Genomic DNA, 24,006 nt, shown 5'->3' on the forward strand with positions numbered 1-24,006 from the left:
TGGCAGGCCAAGCCGATCCAGCCACCTGCCGGGGTGAACCTGGCCGGTTCTTCCAGTGAATTCGTCAGTGTCGCGCCGGGCAACGTGTACATCCCGTTGGGCAATCTCAAACCGGGTCTTTATCTGGTGGAAGCGCTGATCGGCAAGTACCGCGCGACCACCATGGTGTTCGTCTCCAACACCGTGGCGGTGAGCAAGATCGCCGGTGACGAATTGCTGGTGTGGGCCGCACGCAAACACGAAGGCAGCTCGGTGCCGAAGGTCAATGTGCTGTGGACCGATGGCCTCGGCGTGATGAGCAGCGGCGCCACCGATACCGACGGCTTGCTGCGCCTGAAACACATCAGCCCCGAGCGTTCGTTCGTGATCGGCGAGGACGAAGAGGGAGGGGTGTTCGTCTCCGAGAATTTCTACTACGACAGCGAAATCTACGACACCAAGCTCTATGCCTTCACCGACCGGCCGCTGTATCGGCCGGGGGACTGGGTGTCGCTGAAAATCGTCGGGCGGGAGTTCAAGAACGCGCGGGACTCGGTGCAGCCAAGCGCGGCCGACGTCAATGTGACCGTGCTGGATGCGACCGGCACGGCGCTGCAATCCCTCGATCTGAAGCTTGACTCCAAGGCTGGCACCCAGGGCCGATTCCAGTTGCCCGATAACGCCGTGGCCGGTGGTTATGAACTGCGTTTCAACTACAAGGATCAGGCCTACAGCAGCGCCTTTCGCGTCGCTGATTACATCAAGCCGCACTTCGAGATTTCGCTCAATCTGGCCAAGCAGGATTACCGTACTGGCGAACCGGTCAAGGGCAACCTGGTGCTGCTGTACCCGGACGGAAAACCGGTGGCCAATGCCAAATTGAGCCTGAGCCTGCGCGCCCAACAGCTGTCGATGGTCGACAACGAACTGCAATACCTCGGACAATTTCCGGTGGAGCTGACCAGCACCGAATTGACCACCGACGCCAAGGGCAACGCGTCCCTCGACTTGCCGGCAGCGGACAAACCGAGTCGCTACATGCTCACGGTGTTTGCCAGCGACGGCGCGGCGTATCGGGTCAAGACCACCAAGGAAATCCTCATCGACCGTGGCGCGGCGAACTTCCGCTTGAGCGCACCTCAGCGCTTCAGCGCGGTGGGCGACAAGGTTGCGTTCAGCTACACCCGCGAAGGCGAGCAGGCGCAGGCTGTTACACCGGGCAGCTACGGCTGGGTACGACTGGAAGACCAGAGCACCGGCGAAGGCAAACTCACGGCAACCGACAAAAGCTTCACGCTGGCCTTTGACCGACCGGGCACCTACAACCTGACACTCAAGGATGACCACGGTCGCGTGGTTGGTGCCACCGGGCATTCGGTCACCGGCGACGGTGTCAAAGCCGTACCCGGCACCGTGGAAATCGTCCTCGACAAGCCCGAGTACATCGCAGGCGAGGAAGCGCTGGCACTGATCACTTTCCCCGAGCCAGTGAGCGATGCGCTGCTGTCTCTGGAGCGGGACAAGGTCGAAGCCACTGCGCTGCTGTCCAAGGGCGGCGATTGGCTGAAGATGGAAAAACTCAGCGATACCCAATACCGGGCGCGCATCCCGGTGAAGGACGGTTTCGCGCCGAACCTGACCTTCTCGGTGCTGTACACCAAGGGTGGCCAGTACAGTTTCCAGAACGCCGGCATCAAGGTGGTCACGCCACAGATCGACGTGGCCATCACCACGGATAAGGAAACCTATCAGCCGGGTGAAACCGTCTCGGTGGACCTGACCACCCGGTTCGCCGGCAAAGCGATTCCCGCACACCTGACGGTCAGCGTGGTCGATGAAATGGTCTACGCCCTGCAACCGGAAGTCGCGCCGAGCATCGACCAGTTCTTCTATCACCCACGTCGCAACAACGTGCGCACCAGTGCCAGTTTGTCGTTCATCAGTTATGACGTTGCCTTGCCGGGCAGCCCCGGTGCACCGGGCAAAGCCAATCGCAGTGAGCGCGGCGTGAAAGTGCTGGAGCGGCCGCGTCGCGAGGATGTCGACACGGCTGCCTGGCAACCTGAATTGCTGACTGATGCCAACGGCAAAACCCGCTTCACCTTCAAGATGCCCGATTCCCTGACCCGCTGGCGCATCACCGCCAGGGCCATCGCCGATGACGGTCAGGTCGGGCAGAAGAAGCAATTCGTACGCTCGGAAAAACCGCTGTACCTGAAGTGGAGCGGTCCGACCCGATTCCGCGCCGGCGACAAACCGGAGCTCGGTGTGTTCGCTTTCAGCCAGGCCGAGAAACCGGTCAAGGCCGAACTGGTGACCCGTTACGCCGGCAACGAACAGCGTGTGCCCGTGACCCTGAACAGCGGCATCAACTACATCCCGTTGCCGCCCTTTGAACTGGCCAATGGCGAGTGGAGCGCCGAGCTGGTGCAGGATGGCAAAACCGCTGACGCCCTGGCGGTGCGCCTGAGCGCGACCGGTGAAGGCTGGCAGGTGACTCAAACCCAGAGTCTTGATGCGGGTGAGGGCGATACGCCGCTGACGCTGCCGGCAGACGCCAGTGATATCCGCCTGCGTCTGGACGACAGTCCGCAAGCGTTGTTCCGTTCTGCCCTCGACGATCTGTTGAGCTACCCCTACGGTGGCGTCGAGCAGACCGCCAGCGGCCTGCTGCCGTTGAGCATCGCCTACCCGACGTTGGCGGCGAATCCGCAGGTCCGCGATCGCCTGCGCCTGATCATGCAAAACAGCCGCTTGCGCCTGGTTCACATGGCCGGCCCTTCGGCGAGCTTCACTTGGTGGGGCATGGACGGCGAACCGGATGCCTTCCTCACCGCCTACGCCTATTACGCCGACTGGCATGCCAGCCAGGTGTTGGAACTGAGCCTGCCGCCGGAGCATTGGCAGCGGGTGCTGGAGGTATACGCCAAGCAGGCGAAGAACACGCCGCTGTTGCAGCGGGCACTGATCCTGTCGTTCGCCAAACAGATGCAGTTGCCGGTCAACACCTTGCTCAGTGGCTTGATGGACGACCTGGCGAAAGCGGGCGAGGGCACCGCCGCGAATCTGATGGAAGACGGCGAAGACAGCCTCGTCATGAGCGATCCGGATTCCGCCTTGGGGCTGGCGGCCGCACGGGTGCTGACGGCATCGCTGGCAAGGCAGGCGAAGGTCGCTTTGCCGGACGCGTTCAATCGGCAACTGGCCGACGCGCAGCAACGTCTGGCGGTCAGTTCCCAGCCGATTGCCGAAGCGCTGAACCTGTCGCTGCAACCCTTCGATCAGGCTCACGCCCAGGCCTTGCTGCAACGTCTGTTGCCACAGCAATCGACCCTGGAACGTGCGTTAGCGCTCACCTGGCTGCAACGCAGCATCGAGCAGGCATCGCCCACCATTGCATTGGCCCCGGGTGAAGGCTGGAAGAAGCAGTACGGGGTTTCTGGTGAGATGTATTGGACGTGGCAGGGGCCTGCACCAGTGCCGACGGTATTGACGCTGGCCGGGGTGCAAGAGCGTCCGCTGCGCGCTGCATTGAGCTACCGCAGCCAACAGCCGGCGGTCGATCCGATGGCCGTGAACATCACCCGTCGCCTGTCGCGACTGGTGCCGGGGGATGAGGCTTTCACTTTCAAACTCGAAGCGGTCGGCAACGCGCCGCTGTCCAGCGACAACCTCTATCTTGACGAAGTGATCCTCACCAGCAAAGCCACCAGACCGCTGCGCTACGGCCTGCTGGAAGTGCCGCTGCCGCCGGGTGCCGATGTCGAGCGCACGACCTGGGGCATCAAGCTCATGGGCAAGGCTGGCACCGAACCGACATCGCTGGAGAAGGCGCGATTCGAACCGGGGCAAATGGCTTATGCCGTTCCGGTCGATGCATTGAGTGGCGAATTGCGCCTGCGGCACTTGGTGCGTTTCTCGCAGAAGGGGCAGTTCAACTTGCCGCCGGTGCGTTTCACTCAGGTTTATGCGCCGCAGCATCAGGCACTGGAACAAAAGGCAGCCCTTGGCCAGGTCACGGTTCACTGACGTGCACAGGCTGCTGATAGGTGGGTTGCTGTGTTTGATCCCTGTGCTGGCAACGGCGCAGGACGAACCTTTACGCCTGGCCTTCAAGGGCGATTTGTTGTCGCTCAGCCGAACGCAGGTGATTGCCCGCGAGCCGTTGCCGCCGACTTTGCAGACGCCACTGGGCAGTGTGTGGAAGTTGTTCGTCTACGCCTGGCTGGTGGACACCGGCGCGCGTGAGCCGGCTTATGAATGCCGCGGGCAGTCGAAAGAAGAGGTGTATTGCTGTACGGCGGGCGGCAGGATCGAGCGTGATCAGGCCTTGGTGAAATCATGCGGTCTGTATTTCGAACCTGCGCGGTTGGGCATCGCAGATGCCGACTGGCGAGCCTATTGGCAGACGCGGCAGGCGCCGCAATGGTTGCTCGATTTGCCTTCGTTGCAACCGGCTACCCGGGTTTCGGTAGCAGAACTGTTGAAGGTGTTGGCCGTGCTGCCGGCGCAGGCTCAAGCCCGACGTGTGTTGCTCGATGTGGTGCTCAATGCCGCCGATGGCCATGTCGTCGGCGAACTCGGCAGCCGCCTGCGGGTGAAGACCTGGAGCTGGCTGGCGGATCAGGATGCAACATCGCGTCAGGGCGGGTTTGCCGGTTGGACGGCGGACGGTACACCGGTCTGGGCCGGCGGGCGCGGCACCAGTCAACGGGTCCTTCGAGATTACGCGCAGGCACTGTCTACCGTGATTCCTGTCGCATGGCCTGCGGATGCAGGGCGGTGCGTAGAAGTCGACCTGTTCTCCCGCTATCCACTTCGGCGCGTGTTGTCAGGAGGCACCGCGGTGACTTCCGGGGCATTGCAGGGTGACTACCGCGTTGAATTCGCCAACGGCAATGGGCTGGATATTCATAGCGACGGCGAACTGTTTCTGCTGAACGACAAGCTTGTCGCCCGGCTGGATCGCGAAGAGTACGTTGCCCGCGTTCTCCAGCGCGAAGCCACTGCCGAACCGGTCGAGGCCGCCAAAGCCCTGGCCGTGGCCATCCGCACCTATCTGCTGCAAAACGCTACGCGCAGCGGTGAATGCCTGAGCATCGACGACAGCAGCAGCCGTCAGCGGGTCGCACCGCGACCGGCGTCGTCCGGGTCGCGCGATATCGCCGCGTGGACCAGCGACCTGGTGCTGGCTGGAAGTACCGTTACTTACCATTCCGATCAACCCGGCCCGGACAGGCTGTCCTGGCAGCAAGCCGTCGAACAGGCCCGTGCCGGCCAGCGCTACGATGCCATCTTGCTGCACGCCTACCCGCGCGCCAGTCTCAGTCGCTGGGACAACCCGGTCGCGTCCTGCGAAGCGTTGCCCGCCGCACAAGAATGGCTACAGAAACAACGGCGCGGCTGGCGCGCGCGGTTGGAAGGCGAGGTCGGCTACAACGAAGTCAGCACCTTCGCCGTCTGCCGCCTGGCCTTCGGCCGTCCCTATGTCGACCGCGAACGCCAGCGCATTTACGTGCGTGGCGCGCAGAGTCTGCAAGACCGCCTCGACCTGACCCACGAATACCTGCACCTGGCCTTCGAAGCACACCCCAACGGCCAGGATGAAACCTACATCGAAGGGCTCGCCCGCCACCTCTTGCTGGAATAGTCCATGAAACTCCGTTATCCACAGGTCTTGCTGTGTCTCTGCTCGCTGCTGGCGTTGCCATCAGTGATGGCGGCGGACAGCGTCAAACTCGACACCCCCGCAGGCGGCTGGCGCACCGGCGCACCTGAGGGCGAAGGGGAAAACTTTGGGCAGACCGTCAACTACCCGGCCTCGTCGGTGAATACCCCGGCAGGGCAAGCCAACACCGCTCGCATCAGCGGGCAGATCAAAGCCACAGCCAAATCCACAGAACCCGGCCGTCTGATCGTCAACGGCGTGAGCATGCCGCTGAAAATAGACCCGGCCGGCCGCTTCGATCGCCCGTTCTCATTCCCCAACGGCAGCAACAGCGTTGAGGTTCGCAGCCCCGATGGCCAACAACGTCAGCGCACGCAATTTCTCAACAGCAGCGGCGGTGCAACCCCGGCCAAGTTGCGCGTCTTGCTGGCGTGGGACAGCGACAACACCGACCTCGACCTGCACCTTATCACCCCCGACGGCGCGCACATCTGGTACGGCGACCGCGTCGCCCCCAACGGCGCCGCGCTCGACGTCGACGTCACCACCGGCTACGGCCCGGAAATCTTCGCCATGCCCGCACCGATCAAGGGCCAATATCTGGTCTATGTGAACTACTTTGGCGGCGGCTACAGCAGTGATGAAGAGGGGCAGGAAGACGCGGTGCAAGCGCTGACCACGGCGCAGGTGACGGTGATTACCGAGGAGGGGACGCCGAGCGAGAAGATGGAGACGTTCCTGGTGCCGATGCGCGCGGTGGGGGAGTTGACGTTGGTGAAGGGGTTTAGTTATCCCTGAGGGGAAAGTGACAGCAGTGTTGCGACAAATGCAGGTTCTGGGCGGTTCACTTTCTTTCAGGCATTAAAAAGCCGGCTTGTGGCCGGCTTCTCGGGGACTGGCTTGGATCATTTTTGGTAAACCGCGCCAGCCTTCAAAACGTACACCCGGATCTTGCGTCCGGCTGTGGGACCTGGTGAGAAAGTCATCTGCCAGGCCAGTGCATCTGAGCCGCAGGGCGGTTCGATGCGCAAATGTGGGGCGCAGCATACGCAGGTTTGATGGAAATTCCCAGCGGGAAGTGCCGGGCAGAGCCGTTTGGCCACCCGGGTGGGCGGCCGATGGGCTTTCTGGAGTGCTTAAAGAAATGGCACCGTCGGCCGTCGTTTGTTCAGGGTAGACCACCAGAACACCCAGCCCAGCACCCTGATGTTCTGCTCTTCGATTTGTCCGGCCCTGAAGATTTCATCCGGGTATTCGGCGCGGTTGTGGCTGCGCATTCGCAGGGAGTTGCCCGGTAGACGGTGCAGGTACTTGATGCGCAGCATGCCGTCATGTTCGATGGCGTAGATCTCGCCATCGACAATCTTGGTCAGGCCACGGTCAATCGCCAGGGTCGAACCGTCTTCGATTTTTTCTCCCATGCTGTTGCCGCTCATAAGGGCGCAGACGGCGTCGGCGTGGTTGATTTCCAGGGAGTCGAGGTGGCTGCGGGGCAGGCGGATGGATTGCTCGGGGTCTTCCATGACGTGGGTTTTGTTGGAGCCCGGGGCGGTGACAGCTTCCTTGAGGAATGGCAGTTCGACGTCGACAGGCTCGATGACCGTATAGACACCGCGGATGGTCTGGGCATCGAAGGTGTTGCCGGATTCGTCGAGCAGGCGCAGGTGCTGGGCGTCTTTCGAGCCTTCGCCGGTTTTCAGCCAGTCGCTGCTGACGGAAAGTTTTCTGGCGACCTCTTCCATGCAATGGGCGGGCACACCACGGGTGTACCAGTTATGTACATTTTGCGGAGCCGTATCCAGGAATTCGGCAAATCCGGTGGTCGTGATGTTCGCTGCTTCGAGGAGAGCCTTGAAGCGTGGGCCGCTAGTGTTCTTTTTCATGAGCGCGAGTCTACTGGCGGCTAACAAGGGTTTGAATAAACGCCTCGTTCAAATTTCGCGGGAAATTTACGACCGGATGTAAGACGCTCTTGGGGAATTTTAAACAAACAAAACCGAGATCGAGCATGGTTAAACACTGTGTTTGGCGTACGAATCAAGCACCCACAAAAAACCCCGGATCAACCGGGGTTTTTCTTGCAGCTTGTCGCTTGAAGCTCGCGACTGCTCTTAACCTTTATAGGCAGCAACCGACTTGGTGATTGCGTCGCGGGCGGCATCTGCACCGGCCCAGCCTTCGATCTTCACCCATTTGCCTTTTTCGAGATCTTTGTAGTTCGCGAAGAAGTGCTCGATCTGCTGGATCAGCAGTGGTGGCAGGTCGGTGTATTCCTTCACGTCGACGTACAGCTGGGACAGCTTGTCGTGTGGGACTGCGATGACTTTGGCATCGCCGCCGCCGTCGTCGGTCATGTTCAGGATGCCGACCGGACGGGCGCGGATCACCGAACCTGGAGCAACCGGGTAAGGGGTTACGACCAGCACGTCGAGGGGATCACCGTCGTCAGCCAGGGTGTTCGGGATGTAACCGTAGTTGGCCGGGTAGAACATTGGGGTGGCCATGAAACGGTCAACGAACAGGCAATCGCTGTCTTTGTCGATTTCGTATTTGATCGGCGCGTGGTTGGCCGGAATCTCGATAGCGACGTAGATGTCGTTCGGCAGGTCTTTGCCAGCCGGAATCTTGCTGTAGCTCATTGGGCGTTGCCCCCGTTAGTTGACCAAAAACACTTGGCCGGATTGACCAAAAAGTGGCGGCGATTATAGGCATATTCCTGTGTCGACGCCATGGACCAGAAGTCGTATGGCACTCACTGGTGTGCCTGATAGACAGGGTCGTGCGCCTGAAGTTGCTTCAATCTCGCCAGCGGGTCCTGGCGATAGAACAGCTTCAACTGCTGGTACACCTGTGGATAAGCCTCGTGCAGCAAATCCGGGGCGCTGAAGAAGTATTCGCTGGTGACGGCGAAGAACTCGGCAGGGTTCTCGGCGGCATAAGGGTCGATGGCAGTTTCGGCATCGGGATTGCGTTCCAGTTGCCGGTCGAGGTCGTCGTAGGCTTCTTGCATGACGCTGGCCCAGTCGCTGACGCGCATGTCGGCATGCAGCGGCGGCAGGCCGTTGGCGACGCCGTTGAGCATGTCGAGCTTGTGCGCCAGTTCGTGGATCACCAGGTTGTAGCCTTCCCAGCCACCACTGGCCATTACACCGGGCCAGGCGAGGATGATCGGGCCTTGCTGCCAGGCTTCTCCGCTGTGCTCTGCGTCCCATTCGTGCTCGACGCCGCTGGCATCGCGATAGCGCTGAGGGCTGAGGAAGTCGTCGGGGTAGAGGATGATTTCGTGGAAGCCCTGATACCAGTTCAGGTCGCCGAGGTGCAGCAGCGGCAGTTGCGCCTGGGCAGCGAGCAGCAAGCGTTGTTCCTGATGCAGTTCGACACCGGGCAGGGCGCTCAGGTGCTTGTCTTCGAGGAACAGCACGCAGGCTTCGCGCAGCCATTGGTCTTCGGCGGCGCTGATGCCATCGAGAAAACTCAGGTGATGGCGCACCCGTTGCCACATGTCATCGGCAATCGGGTGCTTTGCCAGGGTGCGCCGGCGACGCCAGGTGCTCAGGGACCACATCGTGTCAGCGCGATTCGGCTTTGGAGTTCGACCCGGCGAGGCGGTTACGCACCATGCCAATGATCATCGGTACCAGGGAGATCAGGATGATGCCGACTACCAGTAGCGACAGATTCTTTTTGATGAACGGTACGTTGCCAAAGAAGTAACCGAGTGTCACCAGGCCGCCGACCCACAGGATGGTGCCCAGCACGCTGAAGGCGAAGAAACGCGGATAAGGCATTTTCCCCACGCCGGCGACGAACGGTGCAAAAGTACGGATGATCGGCAGGAAGCGCGCCAGGGTCACGGTTTTGCCGCCATGCTTGTCGTAGAAGTCGTGGGTTTGTTGCAGGTAGTCACGACGGAAGATCTTCGAGTCCGGATTGCTGAACAGCTTTTCACCCGCCGTTCGTCCGATGATGTAGTTGGTGCTGTCGCCCAGGATCGCCGCCAGCATCAGCAGACCGCCGAGCAGTACCGGGTCCATGCCGCCACCGGCCGCCACGGCGCCGGCGATGAACAGCAGGGAGTCGCCTGGCAGGAAGGGCATGACCACCAGGCCCGTTTCACAGAAGATCACCATGAACAGAATGGCGTAGATCCATGCCCCGTAGTTGGTTACAAGCATGTCGAGGTAGACGTCGAGATGCAGGACAATGTCGATCGGGTTGAAATCCATGGATAGCACCTGTGGTGACGGCCCGACTCGGCAGGCCTGTGCGGATGACTTCGCGTAAGACTACGGATAGGGGTAGTTTTTCTTACAAGCCGGGAATAACGGGATTATACGAGGCGAGTGGTGAAAATCGCGTCGAGATTGTAGCGGGGAATGTCATCACAGGGCTGATGTTTGATAACGATCGGGTGGGAGCGAGCCTGCTCGCGATGCCGTTGCCTCGTTGGACCCGTGTAATCCGGTCGATGCCATCGCGAGCAGGGTGCTGGTGATTCAGAGTTCGTCGCTGATCGGCAGCACATAGTTCTTGAATTCGGTGTCTTCCTTGAATCCGATGGACTCGTAGGTTTTCTGCGCGACTTCGTTGTTGCTGCTGGTGGAAACACGCATGCGCACGGCATTGGTTTCCTTGGCCATTTTTTTTGCGGTGCGGATCAGGTTGTCGGCCACCAACTGGCGGCGGGCGTCCTCGGCGACATAAATATCGTTGAGGATCCATACACGCTTGAGCGAAAGCGAAGAGAAGCTCGGGTACAGCTGGCAGAAGCCCATCAGTTTGTTGCTGTCGTCATCCGACAGCGCCAGATAGATCACCGATTCCTTGCGACGCAGGCGTTTTTCGAGGAACGCCCGGGACGAGTCCGGATACGGCAGGGAACCATAAAACTCGCGATATTTGACGAACAACGGAGTCAGCAGGTCCAGGTGTTCGAGGGTCGCTTGAATAATCCGCATGGTAGGTCTCGTCTTCAAGTGGCTGTCTTGCGTCTCTGACGGCGATGGGAAACCCTTGGCGGCCGCGCAACGATCCTGCCTGAAACTGGTACGAATGTGCAATGCGCAAGCGGTTCAGGCATTCGGCGGGCTGAGCAGGAAATTTCCTTTCATGTCGCCTCCCGTGTCCGATTCCAGTGTTTGAACCTGCGCTTCGTCCTTCAGGTTCACCCCTGACAACTGCCGCCGGCAGGCTTCGCGCATCAAATACAGCAAACGGTGTGCCGCCATGCCGTAGCTCAGGCCTTCGAGCCGGACATTGGAGATGCAATTACGGTAGGCATCGGTAAGGCCGATCTTGGGATTGTAGGTGAAATATAAACCCAGGCTGTCAGGAGAACTGAGGCCAGGGCGTTCGCCGATGAGGATCACGGTCATTTTTGCGCCAAGCAACTCACCGATTTCATCGGCGACGGCCACCCGGCCCTGCTCCACGAGTACGACTGGCGCAACAGTCCAGCTGTCGCAGGCCATTTGCTCTTCGAAACGCGCCAGAAACGGCAGGGTATGGCGATGAACGGCCAGTGCCGACAGGCCGTCGGCGACCACGATCACCAGATCCACGCCTCCCGGATGGGCAGTCGCGTAATCACGAAGGGTCTGCGCCGAGGCATCACTGAGTTTTCGCCCCAGATCGGGGCGTTGCAGGTACGTGTTGCGATCCGTCGCCGCACTGTGCAGCAAAAGACACTCGCGATCACGTTCGGCCAATTGCGCGCCGAGGGAGGAGTGGTCAAACGGCAAGTGCACCGCATCCCGCGCCTGAGCGTGGGCATATTGGAAGTCCAGTTGCGCGTGGGTGGGAATGCTGGTGCCGGTGCGGCCCAGAGCGATTCGCGCCGGCGTCAGGCGCCGCAGTTCCAGCCAGGGGTTGTGTGGATCGAAGGGTAGTTTATCCATGTCAATGCTCATCCCAGTTGCGCCAAGGCCTGCCGGAAGGCTGGCGGCAGGCTGTCGCCGAAGAGAACCCTGCCATCGGCTTGAGTGAAGATGCCCATTTTCGCCAGCCACTGCTCGAATTCCGGTGCGGGCTTCAGGCCCAGGGTCTGCCGGGCGTAGAGCGCATCGTGGAACGAGGTGGTCTGGTAGTTGAGCATGATGTCGTCGGAGCCGGGGATGCCCATGATGAAGTTGATCCCGGCGACACCCAGCAGGGTCAGCAAGGTGTCCATGTCATCCTGGTCGGCTTCGGCGTGGTTGGTGTAGCAGATGTCGCAACCCATGGGCACACCGAGCAATTTGCCGCAGAAGTGGTCTTCCAGGCCAGCGCGGATGATCTGTTTGCCGTTGTACAGGTATTCCGGGCCGATGAAGCCGACGACGGTATTGACCAGGAACGGTTTGAAATGCCGCGCCACGGCGTAGGCCCGGGTTTCGCAGGTTTGCTGATCGACGCCATGATGGGCGTTGGCCGACAGAGCGCTGCCCTGGCCGGTTTCGAAGTACATCAGGTTCTGGCCCAGCGTGCCGCGATTGAGGCTCAATCCTGCGTCGTAACCTTCCTGCAATATATTGAGGTTGATGCCGAAACTGGCGTTGGCTGCTTCGGTGCCAGCGATCGACTGGAACACCAGGTCCAACGGCACGCCGCGATTGACCGCTTCGATCGAGGTGGTGACATGGGTCAGCACGCAAGCCTGGGTCGGAATGTCGTAGCGCTGGATGATTGCGTCGAGCATCTCCAGCATGGCGCAGATCGAGGCGATGCTGTCAGTGGCTGGGTTGATGCCGATCATGGCATCGCCATTGCCGTGCAGCAGGCCGTCGAGAATGCTCGCGGCGATGCCGGCCGGTTCGTCGGTGGGGTGATTCGGTTGCAGGCGCGTGGACAGTCGACCGCGCAGGCCCAGGGTGCCGCGAAACTGCGTAACCACGCGGATTTTTTGCGCCACCAGCACCAGATCCTGCACGCGCATGATCTTCGACACAGCGGCGGCCATTTCCGGGGTGAGGCCGGGGGCGAGGGAGCGCAGAACCTGCTCGTCGGCGGCATCGCTGAGCAGCCAGTCGCGAAAGCCGCCGACGGTGAGGTGGCTGACGACCGCGAAGGCTTGTTTGTCGTGGGTGTCGATGATCAGTCGGGTGACTTCATCGGATTCGTAGGGGATCAGTGCTTCCTGCAGAAAGTGGCTTAGCGGAGTGTCGGCCAAAGCCATCTGTGCGGCCACCCGCTCGCCATCGTTGAGCGCGGCGACGCCGGCCAGAAAATCTCCGGAGCGGGCCGGGCTGGCCTTGGCCATCACTTCCTTGAGGCTGTCGAAGCGGTAAGTCTGGGCGCCGACGGTATGGGCGAATGTGGCCATGGGGCGGTGTCCTCCAATAATTACTGCAATCTGCTCTTCCTGTGGGAGCGGGCTTGCTCGCGAATACGATGTGTCATTCAAAATGGATGTCGACTGACACGACGCCTTCGCGAGCAAGCCCGCTCCCACAGGGGAATTGCGTGCACTTCAATAATGCAGGCGCCGGGCAGCGGGCCCGGCGCCGGTGCATCTCATATACCTTCGAGCATAGCGTCTGCCGGTGCCTCGGAACGTTGCTTGGCGGTCAACTGGAAGTACAGGTAACCGGCAACCATGAAGCCGAGGAAAACCAGGCCGATCAGGGTGTTGAACCAGGCCATCGCCACCAGGCACACCACCGCCAGGAACAACGCGATCCCTGGCACGATCGGATAGCCCGGCGCGCGGAAGGTGCGCTCCAGGTTCGGTTCGGTCTTACGCAGCTTGAACAGGCTCAGCATACTGATGATGTACATCACGATGGCGCCGAATACCGACATGGTGATCATCGCCGCCGTCAGGGTCATGCCTTGCAGGTTGACCAGGCCGTCGCTGTAGATCGCCGCGATGCCGATCACGCCGCCAGCCAGGATCGCCCGATGCGGGGTCTGGAAGCGCGAAAGTTTGGCCAGCCCCTTGGGCAGGTAACCGGCGCGAGCCAGGGCGAAGAACTGCCGTGAATAGCCAAGAATGATCCCGTGGAAACTTGCCACCAGGCCGAACAGGCCGATCCATACCAGCATGTGCATCCAGGTCGAATTATTGCCGACCACGGCTTTCATCGCCTGGGGCAACGGATCGTTGATGTTCGACAGTTGACGCCAGTCGCCGACGCCGCCGGCCATCACCATCACGCCGATGGCCAGGAACACCAGGGTCAGAATGCCGCTGACGTAGGCCTTGGGGATCGTGCGTTTCGGGTCCTTGGCTTCCTCGGCGGCCATGGCCGCGCCTTCGATGGCGAGGAAGAACCAGATCGCAAAGGGGATCGCTGCAAAAATCCCGGGAATCGAGCCCATCGTGAACTCGTTCGAACCTGACCAGCCATTGAGCACGAAGTTACTGAAGCTGAAGCCCGGTGCGACCACGCCCATGAACACCAGCAATTCAGCGACCGCCAGCACGGTGACCACCAATTCGAAGGTGGCCGCGATGCTGACGCCGAGGATATTCAGGCCCATGAATACGAAATAGGCGCCAACGGCGGCGATTTTTGGGTCAAGTTCCGGGTATTGCACGTTGAGGTAGGCGCCGATGGCCATGGCGATGGCCGGTGGTGCAAAGACGAATTCGATCAAGGTGGCGATGCCGGCGATCAACCCGCCTTTCTCGCCAAAGGCACGGCGGCTGTAGGCAAACGGCCCGCCAGCGTGGGGAATCGCCGTCGTCAGTTCGGTGAAGCTGAAGATGAAGCAGGTGTACATCGTCGCCACCATCAACGCGGTGACGAGAAAACCCAGTGTGCCTGCGGTGCCCCAGCCGTAACTCCAGCCGAAGTACTCGCCGGAAATCACCAGGCCGACGGCAATGCCCCATAAATGCAGGGTGCCGAGTGTGGGTTTGAGCTGTGTGGAAGAAGTAGTCATAAGTCCTCTCTAATTTTTATTGTTCGATCTTTTGGACTTTCGGGTGCGAAGGTTTGGGTGGAACGCTAAATAACGGGTACGCAAGGCCCGTGCCAGAGCGGCCAGGCCTTGGGTGTTGGGTCATGGCGGTAGAAAGGGCGACACAGAAATACCTGTGTCGCCCCCGGTTTTTAGAAGAAGCCCAGCGGATTGATGTCGTAGCTCACCAGCAGGTTTTTGGTCTGCTGATAGTGGTCGAGCATCATCTTGTGGGTTTCACGACCGACGCCGGACTTCTTGTAGCCACCGAACGCGGCGTGCGCCGGGTACAGGTGGTAGCAGTTGGTCCATACACGACCGGCCTTGATGGCGCGACCCATGCGGTAGGCGCGGTTGATGTCGCGGGTCCAGAGTCCGGCGCCCAGGCCGAACTCGGTGTCGTTGGCGATGGCCAGGGCTTCGGCTTCGTCCTTGAAGGTGGTGATGCTCACCACCGGACCAAAGATTTCTTCCTGGAACACACGCATCTTGTTGGTGCCCTTGAGCAGCGTCGGCTGGATGTAATACCCGCTTGCCAGGTTGCCCTCGAGTTTTTCCACCTTGCCGCCGGTCAGCAACTCGGCGCCTTCGCCCTTGGCGATTTCCAGGTACGAAAGGATTTTGTCGAATTGCTGCTCGGACGCCTGGGCGCCGACCATGGTGTCGGTGTCCAGCGGGTCGCCACGTTTGATTTGCAGGACCTTCTTCATCACCACTTGCATGAATTCGTCGTAGATCGACTCCTGCACCAGCGCCCGGGAAGGGCAGGTACAGACTTCGCCCTGGTTGAAGAACGCCAGCACCAGGCCTTCGGCGGCTTTTTCGATGAAGGACGGTTCGGCCTTCATGATGTCTTCGAAGAAGATGTTCGGCGATTTGCCACCCAGCTCCACGGTGGACGGAATGATGTTTTCCGCCGCGCATTTCATGATGTGCGAGCCGACCGGGGTCGAGCCGGTGAAGGCAATCTTGGCGATGCGCTTGCTGGTGGCCAAGGCCTCGCCGGCTTCGCGACCGAAGCCCTGAACGATGTTCAACACGCCCGGTGGCAGCAGGTCGCCGATCAGTTCGACCAGCACGGTGATGCCCAGCGGGGTTTGCTCGGCAGGCTTGAGTACCACGCAGTTACCGGCGGCGAGTGCCGGGGCGAGTTTCCAGGCGGCCATCAGGATCGGGAAGTTCCACGGGATGATCTGCCCGACCACGCCTAGCGGTTCATGGATGTGATAGGCCACGGTGTTGCCGTCGATCTCGGCGGCGCTGCCTTCCTGGGCACGGATGCAACCGGCGAAGTAGCGGAAGTGGTCGGCGGCCAGCGGGATGTCGGCGTTGAGGGTTTCACGCACGGCCTTGCCGTTGTCCCAGGATTCGGTGATTGCCAGCAGTTCGAGGTTCTGTTCGATGCGGTCGGCGATTTTCAGCAGCACCAGCGAGCGTGCCTGGGCGGACGTGGCGCCCCAGGCATCGGCCGCCGCGTGGGCAGCGTCCAGGGCCTTGTCGATGTCTTCGGCCGTGGAACGGGGGAATTCGGCAATCGGTTGGCCATTCACTGGCGAGGTATTGGTGAAGTACTGACCTTTGACAGGCGCGACGAACTCGCCGCCGATGTAGTTACCGTATTTGGCTTTGAACGAAACGATAGCGCCTTCAGTACCGGGGTGAGCGTAACGCATGGTGGTCTCTCCTTGCTTTTGTGCTTATAGGGAGTCGCGCATGTGCGCTTGCTTTAAGCGTAGAGCAAGGGCCGGGCCAGTGCCTTGCATGTCAGGTAAATCAAGGTCTTGCGTAGTTTTTGTCGGACAAACGGGGTTGGCTTGTGGCGCTTTCGGTACAGCCCTCGTGACACTTTGTACCGTTTTTGGCACGGTGTGTGACCGAGCGGTCTTGCCGGCATTGCAATGCGGGTCAGGCTGGAGGATGCTCGGCATCACATAACGCAATGCACATGTAGCAGCTGCCGAAGGCTGCGTTCGAGGGCGAAGCACTCGCCTCGGCTAGGCAATGAAATCCGGGACACAGGTTTTACGACCGCTCCGCGCCCGAACGCAGCCTGCGGCAGCTGCTACACGGAGGCGAGCCAGATCTTTCTGGGAGAATAATAATAAATGCACGACAACCATTTGAGTCGCCATGCCCAGCAAGTAATGACGGTGACCCAGGGCAAGACCCACCTGCACGGTCCCGGCAGCGATCCGTCCATCGCCCGCTCATGGCTGCGCTGCCTCGAGGACTATCACCTCGATCCGGCCCTGAGCATCGCGCCAACGGTGCTGGAACATGGCCGTGTCCTGGAAAGCCGCGAGCGCTTGCAGCAGGTTCTGCACATCGCCGGCAATGAAATGACCAGCCTGCATCAACAACTTTCCGGCGCCGGTCATGCAGTGTTGCTGACCGACGCCCGCGGCGTGATCCTCAACTGCGTCACCGCGCCCGCCGAACGGCAGATTTTCGAACGCGCCGGCCTCTGGCTCGGTGCCGACTGGAGCGAGGCCTGCGAAGGCACTAACGGTATCGGCACCTGCCTGGTGGAGCGTCAGTCGCTGACTATCCATCAGGATGAACACTTTCGCGGCCGCCACACCGGCCTGACCTGCTCGGCGAGCCCGGTCTTCGATCCCCATGGCGAATTGCTGGCGGTGCTTGACGTGTCGTCCGCGCGGCGCGATGTGTCGCGGCAAAGCCAGTTCCACACCATGGCGCTGGTCAACCTGTCGGCGAAAATGATCGAGAGCTGCTACTTCCTGCGCTGCTTCGACAACCAATGGTTGCTGCGTTTTCACCTGCAGGCCGAGTCCGTCGGTCTGTTCAGCGAAGGCTTGCTGGCGTTCGACGGGGAAGGGCGCATTTGCGCGGTCAACCAGAGTGCGCTGAACCTGCTGGGACATATTCGCGGCGGCTTACTGGGTAAGCCGGTGGAAGCGTTTTTCGATTGCTCGCTCGATGAGTTGCTCGGTCGCGCGAGCACCAATGCCGCCGCCAGTTGGCCGTTGCGCACCCGTGATGGTCGCAAGCTGTTTGCGGTATTGCGCGGTGAGGCACGGCGGCCGCTGCCGACTCCGTTGGCGCCGGTGGTCGAGGTTGCACAAGCGCCGCGCCTGTCGGGCATTTGCCTGGATGACGCAACGTTGCAGGCGGACTTCCGCAAGGCCTTGCGCGTCTACGAGCGCGACGTGCCGCTGCTGATCAACGGCGAAACCGGGTCTGGCAAGGAGGCTTTCGCCAAAGCAGTGCACCATGCCAGCCAGCGAGCGGACAAAGCCTTTGTCGCCCTCAATTGCGCGGCCATTCCCGAAAGCCTGATCGAAAGCGAGCTGTTCGGATATCGCGGCGGCAGCTTTACCGGTGCGCGCAAGGAAGGCATGCGCGGCAAGTTGCAACAGGCCGATGGCGGGACCTTGTTCCTCGATGAAATCGGTGACATGCCACTGGCCTTGCAGACGCGCTTGCTGAGGGTGCTCGAAGACCGGCAAGTGGTGCCGATCGGCGGCGAGCCGGAATCGGTGAACGTGCGGATCATCAGTGCCACTCACCGCAACTTGCTGGACCGTGTGCAGGACGGCAGCTTCCGCGAGGATTTGTATTACCGCCTCAACGGGCTGGAAGTTGCGTTGCCACCGTTGCGCGAGCGCAGTGACAAATCCCGGTTGCTCGACTTTTTGCTGGCCGAGGAGGCGGGCGGAGAAACTGTGTTGATCGACGGGCCGGCGCGGGAAGCCTTGTTGGGGTTCGCCTGGCCGGGCAACGTGCGGCAGTTGCGAAATGTACTGCGTACGTTGGCGGCGTTGTGTGAAGGCGGGCGGATCGGGCTGGAGGATTTGCCGGCGATGATTCGTTCGGCCAGGCCGGCGGTGGCGCAGGTTATCGAGGAGCCATCGGAGCATCCGTTGGAGGATGCCGAGCGGCTGGCGTTGCTCTCTGCGCTGGAGCAGACGCGGTGGCACATGACGCATACGGCTGAGCAGTTAGGGGTCAGTCGCAATACCCTGTATCGCAAGCTGCGTAAGCACGGTATCGCCCGGTAAACCGTGTCGCGGCCATTCGCGAGCAAGCCCGCTCCGGGCGGCGATCCGACGAAGGCGTCTTCAGATCTGAAACATCAGGTGCGATTTTTCCTACCCTAAGCTAACCTGCGGCCATGTTTTAAGAGGTCGACTAATGCACATTCATATTCTGGGTATCTGCGGGACTTTCATGGGCTCGATGGCGGTTCTGGCCAAAGAGCTGGGCCATCACGTGACCGGCTCCGATGCCAACGTCTATCCGCCGATGAGCACTCAGCTGCAAGCCCAGGGCATTGAATTGACCCAAGGCTACGACCCGGCGCAACTCGATCCGGCCCCCGATCTGGTGGTGATCGGCAACGCCATGTCCCGGGGCAACCCGGCCGTGGAGTACGTGCTGAACAAAGGCCTGCCTTACGTCTCCGGCCCGCAATGGCTGGCTGATCACGTGCTGCAAGGTCGCTGGGTGCTGGCGGTTGCCGGTACGCACGGCAAGACCACCACCAGCAGCATGCTGGCCTGGGTGCTGGAGCATGCGGGCATGGCTCCGGGTTTCCTGATCGGTGGCGTGCCGCAAAACTTCTCGGTGTCCGCGCGCCTGGGTGATACACCCTTCTTCGTCATCGAAGCCGACGAGTACGACAGTGCGTTCTTCGACAAGCGCTCCAAGTTCGTACATTACCGCCCGCGCACCGCAATCCTGAACAACCTTGAGTTCGATCACGCGGACATCTTCCCGGACCTGTCGGCCATCGAGCGGCAGTTCCATCATCTGGTGCGGACCATTCCGAGCGAAGGCCTGGTGATCCATCCGACTACTGAGCCGGCATTGCAGCGCGTTATCGAGATGGGCTGCTGGACTCCGGTGCAAACCACCGGTGCCGGCGGTCAGTGGCAGGTCAAGCTGCTCAGTGAAGATGGCTCGAAGTTCGAAGTGATGTTCGAAGGTGTCGCCCAGGGCGTGGTCGAGTGGGACATGACTGGCCAGCACAACGTCGCCAACGCTCTGGCGACCCTGGCTGCTGCACGCCACGTCGGTGTGGTGCCATCCATGGGCATCGCCGCGTTGAGCGCCTTCAAAAGCGTGAAGCGCCGGATGGAAAAAGTCGCGGAAGTGGGTGGCATCACCATTTATGACGACTTCGCTCACCACCCGACTGCCATCGCCACCACGCTGGATGGCCTGCGCAAGCGCATCGGCGATGCACCGTTGATCGCGATCATCGAGCCGCGTTCCAACTCCATGAAGCTTGGCGCGCACCGTGACGGATTGCCGGAAAGCGTGGTCGATGCCGATCAAGTGATCTGGTACGCACCGGCCAACCTCGGCTGGGATCTGGCGGGCACCGCGGCGCTGTGCACCGTGCCGTCGATTGTCAGCGATTCCCTGGAAGGCATCATCGAGCGCGTGAAGAGCCAGGCCCAACCCGGTACTCACGTGGTGATCATGAGCAACGGCGGCTTCGGCGGCCTGCACGGCAAACTGGCTGAGGCGCTCAAATGAACACCGGCCCGGACCGCATCACCCTGGCAATGACCGGTGCTTCGGGCGCCCAGTACGGTTTGCGCCTGCTCGACTGCCTGGTGCGGGAAGATCGTGAAGTGCACTTCCTGATTTCCAAGGCCGCGCAGTTGGTGATGGCCACCGAAACCGACGTCACGCTGCCAGCCAGGCCGCAGATGATGCAGGCGTTCCTCACCGAATACACGGGGGCTGCCGCCGGGCAGATTCGGGTGTACGGCAAGGAAGACTGGATGTCGCCGGTGGCTTCGGGTTCCGGCTCCCCTGCGGCGATGGTGGTAGTGCCGTGTTCCACGGGCACGTTGTCGGCCATCGCCACCGGTGCCTGCAACAACCTGATCGAACGGGCTGCAGACGTGACGCTCAAAGAGCGTCGGCAGTTGATTCTGGTGCCCCGTGAAGCGCCATATTCGAGCATTCACCTGGAGCACATGCTCAAGTTGTCGAACATGGGTGTGACGATCCTGCCGGCGTCGCCGGGTTTCTATCATCAGCCGCAAACCATCGACGACCTGATCGATTTCGTCGTGGCGCGGATCCTCAACCTGCTGAATATTCCTCAGGACATGTTGCCGCGCTGGGGCGAGCATCATTTGACCGGCGATGAATAAGCTGCTGGTGATGGTGCTGGCGCTGCAATTGGCCGGGTGCGCCACGGCGCGCACCCTTGATGCAGCCAAACCGGGGGCGCCGGTGGTTTACTCGGGGACTCGCCTGGATTTGTACGCGTTGAACGGTGGGTGCTGTGCGATGGACCGTTTCGGTGCCGAAGCGCCGAGCTATCCGGGCGTTGATCTGCCGGCCAGTGCGTTGCTCGACACGCTGCTGTTGCCGTTGTCGTTGCTGACGGTGATAGGGGTGAGTTTTCAGGCGACGGGTGGATTGTAAGAGAGCGTTGTGGCGAGGGTGCAAGCCCCCTCGCCACAGGTTCGCGGTTTACTTGCCCAACTTCCTCAGCTCATCCGACTCGACAATCCTGACCCCGTCCTGCTCTTCCAGCGCCAGACGCCACATCGCGCGAGCCAGTTGGCAGGCTTCGATACCATGGTATTTGCCAGGGATCAGCCGAGACAACGGGCCGGCGACTTTCTCGCCCAGTCGCGGTTCGGTGCGATCACCCAGTAACAGCGAAGGGCGGCAAATGGTCAGCTGCGGCCAATCCTGCGCGCGCAGTGCGTACTCCATTTCGCCTTTGACCCGGTTGTAGAAAATCGAGGATCTGCGATCGGCTCCCAGGGCACTGATCACGATCAGGTGCCGTGCGCCCATCTCCCGTGCGCGTTTGGCAAAGGCCACGACCATGTCCAGGTCCACCGCGCGGAACGCCTGTTCCGAGCCCGCCTGTTTGATGGTGGTGCCCAGGCAGCAGTAGGCGATATCGACACGGCCGTTCAGTTGCGGCAGAAACTCCGCCGGGTCGCCGACGGGGTTTTCAAGGTGCGGGTGCCCGGCCAATGGACGGCGTGAGGGGGCCAATACCCGTGAAATCGTTGGCTCGTTAAGCAGGCGATCGAGCAGATGTTCACCGGTCAGCCCGGTGGCTCCGGCAAGTAATACGTGCTGAGGCGTCAAGTACATAGTGTTTCTCCCTTGATACTATTCAGCTTAGTTGCTGTTTGCATCCTTGCTTTCGATGGACGCACTTTGCAGGGCTTTTCGTGCCTGCTGTTTACGCAGTAGCTGCCAATGCGAGAGGACGGTTTTCGGTGCCCAGATCTGTGGTTCGGACGCTTCGAAACCGTCCGCCAGCTCACGTTCGGCGACGCTGGCCTTGGTCAGTTTGAAGGCTTGTTCCAGGTCATCGGTCTGGTTCAGGGCCCGGGCGAACAGGGCATCGCCGAAGTAAGTGAAGTTGGCTTCCTCCGAGCAACCGAAGGACACTCGGTCGGCCCGCGAGGCCGTCATGATCAGGGTCCGTTCATCCTTGAGGGCGGGGATGAAGCCGCCGGAGTAGCAGGACGAAATCACGATGATCTTGTCGCGGTTTTTCAGCGGGGCGAGAACGGCGGCCAATTCGTCGGCCGGCAGATCGGCCAGTTCCATGCGCGGCTGGTCCAGCACCAGTTCGTGTTCGCTGGTGCCATGGCTGGTCAGGTAGATGAAAATCAGGTCTTCCGGACCGCTGCGTTCGGCCAGTGTCAGGGCGGCGCGGCGCAGGTTTTCCCGGGTAGCCATCGGGCGGTCGGCGAGGTGGTCACGATGGTTCACCAGGCGGATCTGGCCAATGGTGCCGAAACGGGTGCTGAGCATGTTGGCGACGTAGTCGGATTCGCGCAGAAACACGCTTTGCTTGCCATCGCCACCCAGGGTCAACGAATAAAGCTCCACCGTCGGGGTCGAGGGTGGAACGTTGGCCAACGCGGCGTCGAGCAGGCGCCCCTGGGCCAGCAGGCCGAGCTCCAGGGTGTCGGGCAATAATTTGCCCTCGGCGTCGCGTACACGCTGGCCGTTGATCCAGGTGCCGCTGAGCACGGTGCCGTCGGTCAACACCAATGTGCCGCGCCCCTGGTAACTGTCGTTGTCGAACTGGCCGGTGTAAAAGCTGCCGTCGGACAGGTTCAGGCGACCCTGGCCGGAAAAGCGCCAGTCATTGAACTGGCCGATGTAGTGGCTGCCGTCAGTGCCGATCAACTCGCCCTTGCCGTTCAGCGAGCCTTCCTTGAACTGTCCCAGCCAGACATCGCCATCGGCGTTTTCGTAGCGGCCCTTGCCGTGCAGTTGATTGTTCTTGAAGCTGCCGACATAGATGTCGCCATCGGCGCTGTTGAAAGTCCCATTGCCCTCCAGCTGGCCGTCGACGAAGTGTCCGGTGAACTGATTGCCGTTGCCGTCGCCGCGCTGGCCTTCGCCATTGGGTTTGCCGTGGGCGAACTGGCCCTGATAGGAGCTGCCGTCTTCGAGTTCGAGGCGACCCAGGCCGGCGTATTGATCGGCCTTGAATTCTCCGCGATAGCTCATGCCGTTTTCTTTGAGGGTTCCTTCGCCGTTGCGCCGACCGGCCTTGAAGCCGCCGCTGTAGCTGCTGGCGTTGGTGGTCAATGCCCCCTGGCCGTCGAACAGTCCCTGATTGAACTGCCCGCGATAGACTTCGCCATTGCTGCCATGCCATTCGCCCTGGCCCTGCCACTGGCCCTTGTCGAATTCGCCGGCATACCAGCTGCCGTTCGGGTAGTCGATACGCCCCTTGCCTTGCAGCAAGCCATTGACCAGGTCACCACGATAGCGTCCGCCGTCCGGCAGGCGTGCGTCGGGAGGCAATGGCGATTCGCCGTCGCCGCAACCGGTGAGCATCAGGGTCATGACAAGGAGTGCAAGTGGGCGCATAGCGGATTCCGGGCAATTAGGCGAAGGAGTATGCCGCAGCTATGTGACCTTATACAGGGCGAGGTACCGCGTGAGGGCGCGAAACAGCATGAGCTGCTTCGCATCCGGGACGGTTTATACGAAGCACAGGGACAGGGGTTCGGCGATGTACGCCGGTTTGTCCGAACCTTCGATTTCCAGGGTGGTGGTGGCCTTGAGCAGCCATTGGCCGGGTTTCTTCTCGATGACTTCGGTCAGGTCGACCTTCAGCCGTACCCGCGAATTGACCTTGACCGGCTGGATGAAGCGCACGCTGTCGAGGCCGTAGTTGACCACCATCTTCAGGCCTTGTGGCATGACGAGGATGTCTTCCATCAATTTCGGAATCAGCGACAACGACAGAAAGCCGTGGGCGATAGTGCTGCCAAATGGCGTTTGCGCGGCCTTGACCGGGTCGACGTGGATGAACTGAAAATCCCCTGTGGCTTCGGCGAACAGGTTGATGCGGTCCTGATCGATGGTGAGCCATTCGGAACGTCCAAGTTCCTTGCCGACATAATCTTTGAGCTCTGCAACTGGAACATAGGGCATTGAGACTCTCCTTGGGTTCATCGGTTTTATAGTTTTGGCTTGCGGGGATCTGACCTCCC

19 protein-coding genes are annotated in these 24,006 nt (G+C 61.0%); 7 read left to right on the forward strand and 12 right to left on the reverse strand.

The annotated features are described in order from the left end of the window. The 3 genes from PMI34_RS07340 to PMI34_RS07330 all read left to right on the forward strand — a co-directional run. The coding region (locus tag PMI34_RS07340; RefSeq protein ID WP_008052334.1) for an alpha-2-macroglobulin family protein at positions 1-4,008 on the forward strand (4,008 nt) is incomplete at its 5' end. Beyond that, positions 3,986-5,629, forward strand: a complete 1,644-nt coding sequence (locus PMI34_RS07335) for a DUF2300 domain-containing protein (protein WP_008052336.1) — start codon at positions 3,986-3,988, stop codon at positions 5,627-5,629. The genes PMI34_RS07340 and PMI34_RS07335, both read left to right, overlap by 23 nt. A gap of 3 nt (positions 5,630-5,632) precedes the next feature. Then, the gene (locus tag PMI34_RS07330; RefSeq protein ID WP_008052337.1) at positions 5,633-6,445 is read left to right on the forward strand and encodes a YfaP family protein; all 813 of its coding nucleotides are present in this window, start codon (positions 5,633-5,635) and stop codon (positions 6,443-6,445) included. Between the two features lie 338 nt (positions 6,446-6,783). On the opposite strand, the gene PMI34_RS07325 is transcribed toward PMI34_RS07330, so the two are convergent. From PMI34_RS07325 to exaC, 9 genes are all read right to left on the reverse strand, one after another. Next, positions 6,784-7,530, reverse strand: a complete 747-nt coding sequence (locus PMI34_RS07325) for a LexA family transcriptional regulator (protein WP_008052338.1) — start codon at positions 7,528-7,530, stop codon at positions 6,784-6,786. Between the two features lie 228 nt (positions 7,531-7,758). After that, on the reverse strand, positions 7,759-8,286 hold the full coding sequence (gene ppa / locus PMI34_RS07320) for an inorganic diphosphatase (protein ID WP_008052339.1): 528 nt from the start codon (positions 8,284-8,286) through the stop codon (positions 7,759-7,761). Between the two features lie 113 nt (positions 8,287-8,399). After that, on the reverse strand, positions 8,400-9,212 hold the full coding sequence (locus PMI34_RS07315) for a zinc-dependent peptidase (RefSeq protein ID WP_008052340.1): 813 nt from the start codon (positions 9,210-9,212) through the stop codon (positions 8,400-8,402). A 4-nt stretch (positions 9,213-9,216) separates the two neighbouring features. Beyond that, a complete protein-coding gene (locus PMI34_RS07310) occupies positions 9,217-9,873 on the reverse strand; it encodes a DedA family protein (RefSeq protein WP_008052342.1) in 657 nt (218 codons plus the stop codon). A 270-nt stretch (positions 9,874-10,143) separates the two neighbouring features. Then, entirely contained in the window at positions 10,144-10,605 is a 462-nt protein-coding gene (locus PMI34_RS07305) for a GNAT family N-acetyltransferase (RefSeq protein WP_007990572.1), read from the reverse strand. Between the two features lie 114 nt (positions 10,606-10,719). After that, a complete protein-coding gene (eutC, locus tag PMI34_RS07300) occupies positions 10,720-11,544 on the reverse strand; it encodes an ethanolamine ammonia-lyase subunit EutC (RefSeq protein ID WP_008052343.1) in 825 nt (274 codons plus the stop codon). 8 nt (positions 11,545-11,552) lie between these two features. Then, entirely contained in the window at positions 11,553-12,947 is a 1,395-nt protein-coding gene (locus tag PMI34_RS07295; protein ID WP_008052344.1) for an ethanolamine ammonia-lyase subunit EutB, read from the reverse strand. Positions 12,948-13,138: 191 nt separating this feature from the next. Further along, positions 13,139-14,512 (reverse strand): ethanolamine permease, encoded by a 1,374-nt coding sequence (eat, locus tag PMI34_RS07290; RefSeq protein ID WP_008052345.1) that lies wholly within the window; start codon positions 14,510-14,512, stop codon positions 13,139-13,141. A 170-nt stretch (positions 14,513-14,682) separates the two neighbouring features. After that, positions 14,683-16,203 (reverse strand): acetaldehyde dehydrogenase ExaC, encoded by a 1,521-nt coding sequence (gene exaC, locus PMI34_RS07285; RefSeq protein ID WP_008052346.1) that lies wholly within the window; start codon positions 16,201-16,203, stop codon positions 14,683-14,685. A gap of 432 nt (positions 16,204-16,635) precedes the next feature. Here exaC and PMI34_RS07280 point away from each other — a divergent pair, with 432 nt between their 5' ends. From PMI34_RS07280 to PMI34_RS07265, 4 genes are all read left to right on the forward strand, one after another. Next, complete coding sequence (locus PMI34_RS07280; protein ID WP_008052347.1) at positions 16,636-18,552, forward strand: sigma-54-dependent Fis family transcriptional regulator; 1,917 nt, start codon at positions 16,636-16,638, stop codon at positions 18,550-18,552. 133 nt (positions 18,553-18,685) lie between these two features. Next, positions 18,686-20,035 (forward strand): UDP-N-acetylmuramate:L-alanyl-gamma-D-glutamyl-meso-diaminopimelate ligase, encoded by a 1,350-nt coding sequence (mpl, locus tag PMI34_RS07275; protein ID WP_008052348.1) that lies wholly within the window; start codon positions 18,686-18,688, stop codon positions 20,033-20,035. Continuing rightward, positions 20,032-20,664 (forward strand): flavin prenyltransferase UbiX, encoded by a 633-nt coding sequence (gene ubiX, locus PMI34_RS07270; RefSeq protein WP_008052349.1) that lies wholly within the window; start codon positions 20,032-20,034, stop codon positions 20,662-20,664. Before mpl ends, ubiX begins: the two co-directional genes overlap by 4 nt. Further along, positions 20,657-20,941, forward strand: a complete 285-nt coding sequence (locus tag PMI34_RS07265) for a YceK/YidQ family lipoprotein (protein WP_008052350.1) — start codon at positions 20,657-20,659, stop codon at positions 20,939-20,941. The genes ubiX and PMI34_RS07265 overlap by 8 nt, the downstream gene beginning before the upstream one ends. Before the next feature lie 48 nt (positions 20,942-20,989). Here the strand turns inward: PMI34_RS07265 and PMI34_RS07260 are convergent, their stop codons facing one another. From PMI34_RS07260 to PMI34_RS07250, 3 genes are all read right to left on the reverse strand, one after another. Then, on the reverse strand, positions 20,990-21,631 hold the full coding sequence (locus PMI34_RS07260) for an oxidoreductase (protein ID WP_008052352.1): 642 nt from the start codon (positions 21,629-21,631) through the stop codon (positions 20,990-20,992). A 27-nt stretch (positions 21,632-21,658) separates the two neighbouring features. Continuing rightward, the gene (locus PMI34_RS07255) at positions 21,659-23,377 is read right to left on the reverse strand and encodes a C13 family peptidase (protein ID WP_008052353.1); all 1,719 of its coding nucleotides are present in this window, start codon (positions 23,375-23,377) and stop codon (positions 21,659-21,661) included. A 114-nt stretch (positions 23,378-23,491) separates the two neighbouring features. Further along, positions 23,492-23,947, reverse strand: coding sequence for a MaoC family dehydratase (locus PMI34_RS07250; RefSeq protein WP_007979717.1), 456 nt, complete (start codon positions 23,945-23,947; stop codon positions 23,492-23,494). Between the last annotated feature and the right edge of the window lie 59 nt (positions 23,948-24,006).

This window comes from Pseudomonas sp. GM74 (assembly GCF_000282455.1).
Classification (GTDB): Bacteria; Pseudomonadota; Gammaproteobacteria; order Pseudomonadales; family Pseudomonadaceae; genus Aquipseudomonas.

What these genes read in the sequence shown, in the direction of transcription:
- PMI34_RS07265 (WP_008052350.1), top strand. Translation starts at nt 20,657, where the DNA reads ATGAATAAGCTGCTGGTGATGGTGCTGGCGCTGCAATTGGCCGGGTGC.
- PMI34_RS07325 (WP_008052338.1), bottom strand. Translation starts at nt 7,530, where the DNA reads ATGAAAAAGAACACTAGCGGCCCACGCTTCAAGGCTCTCCTCGAAGCA.
- PMI34_RS07330 (WP_008052337.1), top strand. Translation starts at nt 5,633, where the DNA reads ATGAAACTCCGTTATCCACAGGTCTTGCTGTGTCTCTGCTCGCTGCTG.
- PMI34_RS07310 (WP_008052342.1), bottom strand. Translation starts at nt 9,873, where the DNA reads ATGGATTTCAACCCGATCGACATTGTCCTGCATCTCGACGTCTACCTC.
- ubiX (WP_008052349.1), top strand. Translation starts at nt 20,032, where the DNA reads ATGAACACCGGCCCGGACCGCATCACCCTGGCAATGACCGGTGCTTCG.
- exaC (WP_008052346.1), bottom strand. Translation starts at nt 16,203, where the DNA reads ATGCGTTACGCTCACCCCGGTACTGAAGGCGCTATCGTTTCGTTCAAA.
- eutC (WP_008052343.1), bottom strand. Translation starts at nt 11,544, where the DNA reads ATGGATAAACTACCCTTCGATCCACACAACCCCTGGCTGGAACTGCGG.
- mpl (WP_008052348.1), top strand. Translation starts at nt 18,686, where the DNA reads ATGCACATTCATATTCTGGGTATCTGCGGGACTTTCATGGGCTCGATG.
- PMI34_RS07260 (WP_008052352.1), bottom strand. Translation starts at nt 21,631, where the DNA reads ATGTACTTGACGCCTCAGCACGTATTACTTGCCGGAGCCACCGGGCTG.
- eat (WP_008052345.1), bottom strand. Translation starts at nt 14,512, where the DNA reads ATGACTACTTCTTCCACACAGCTCAAACCCACACTCGGCACCCTGCAT.
- PMI34_RS07295 (WP_008052344.1), bottom strand. Translation starts at nt 12,947, where the DNA reads ATGGCCACATTCGCCCATACCGTCGGCGCCCAGACTTACCGCTTCGAC.
- PMI34_RS07315 (WP_008052340.1), bottom strand. Translation starts at nt 9,212, where the DNA reads ATGTGGTCCCTGAGCACCTGGCGTCGCCGGCGCACCCTGGCAAAGCAC.
- PMI34_RS07280 (WP_008052347.1), top strand. Translation starts at nt 16,636, where the DNA reads ATGCACGACAACCATTTGAGTCGCCATGCCCAGCAAGTAATGACGGTG.
- PMI34_RS07250 (WP_007979717.1), bottom strand. Translation starts at nt 23,947, where the DNA reads ATGCCCTATGTTCCAGTTGCAGAGCTCAAAGATTATGTCGGCAAGGAA.
- ppa (WP_008052339.1), bottom strand. Translation starts at nt 8,286, where the DNA reads ATGAGCTACAGCAAGATTCCGGCTGGCAAAGACCTGCCGAACGACATC.
- PMI34_RS07305 (WP_007990572.1), bottom strand. Translation starts at nt 10,605, where the DNA reads ATGCGGATTATTCAAGCGACCCTCGAACACCTGGACCTGCTGACTCCG.
- PMI34_RS07255 (WP_008052353.1), bottom strand. Translation starts at nt 23,377, where the DNA reads ATGCGCCCACTTGCACTCCTTGTCATGACCCTGATGCTCACCGGTTGC.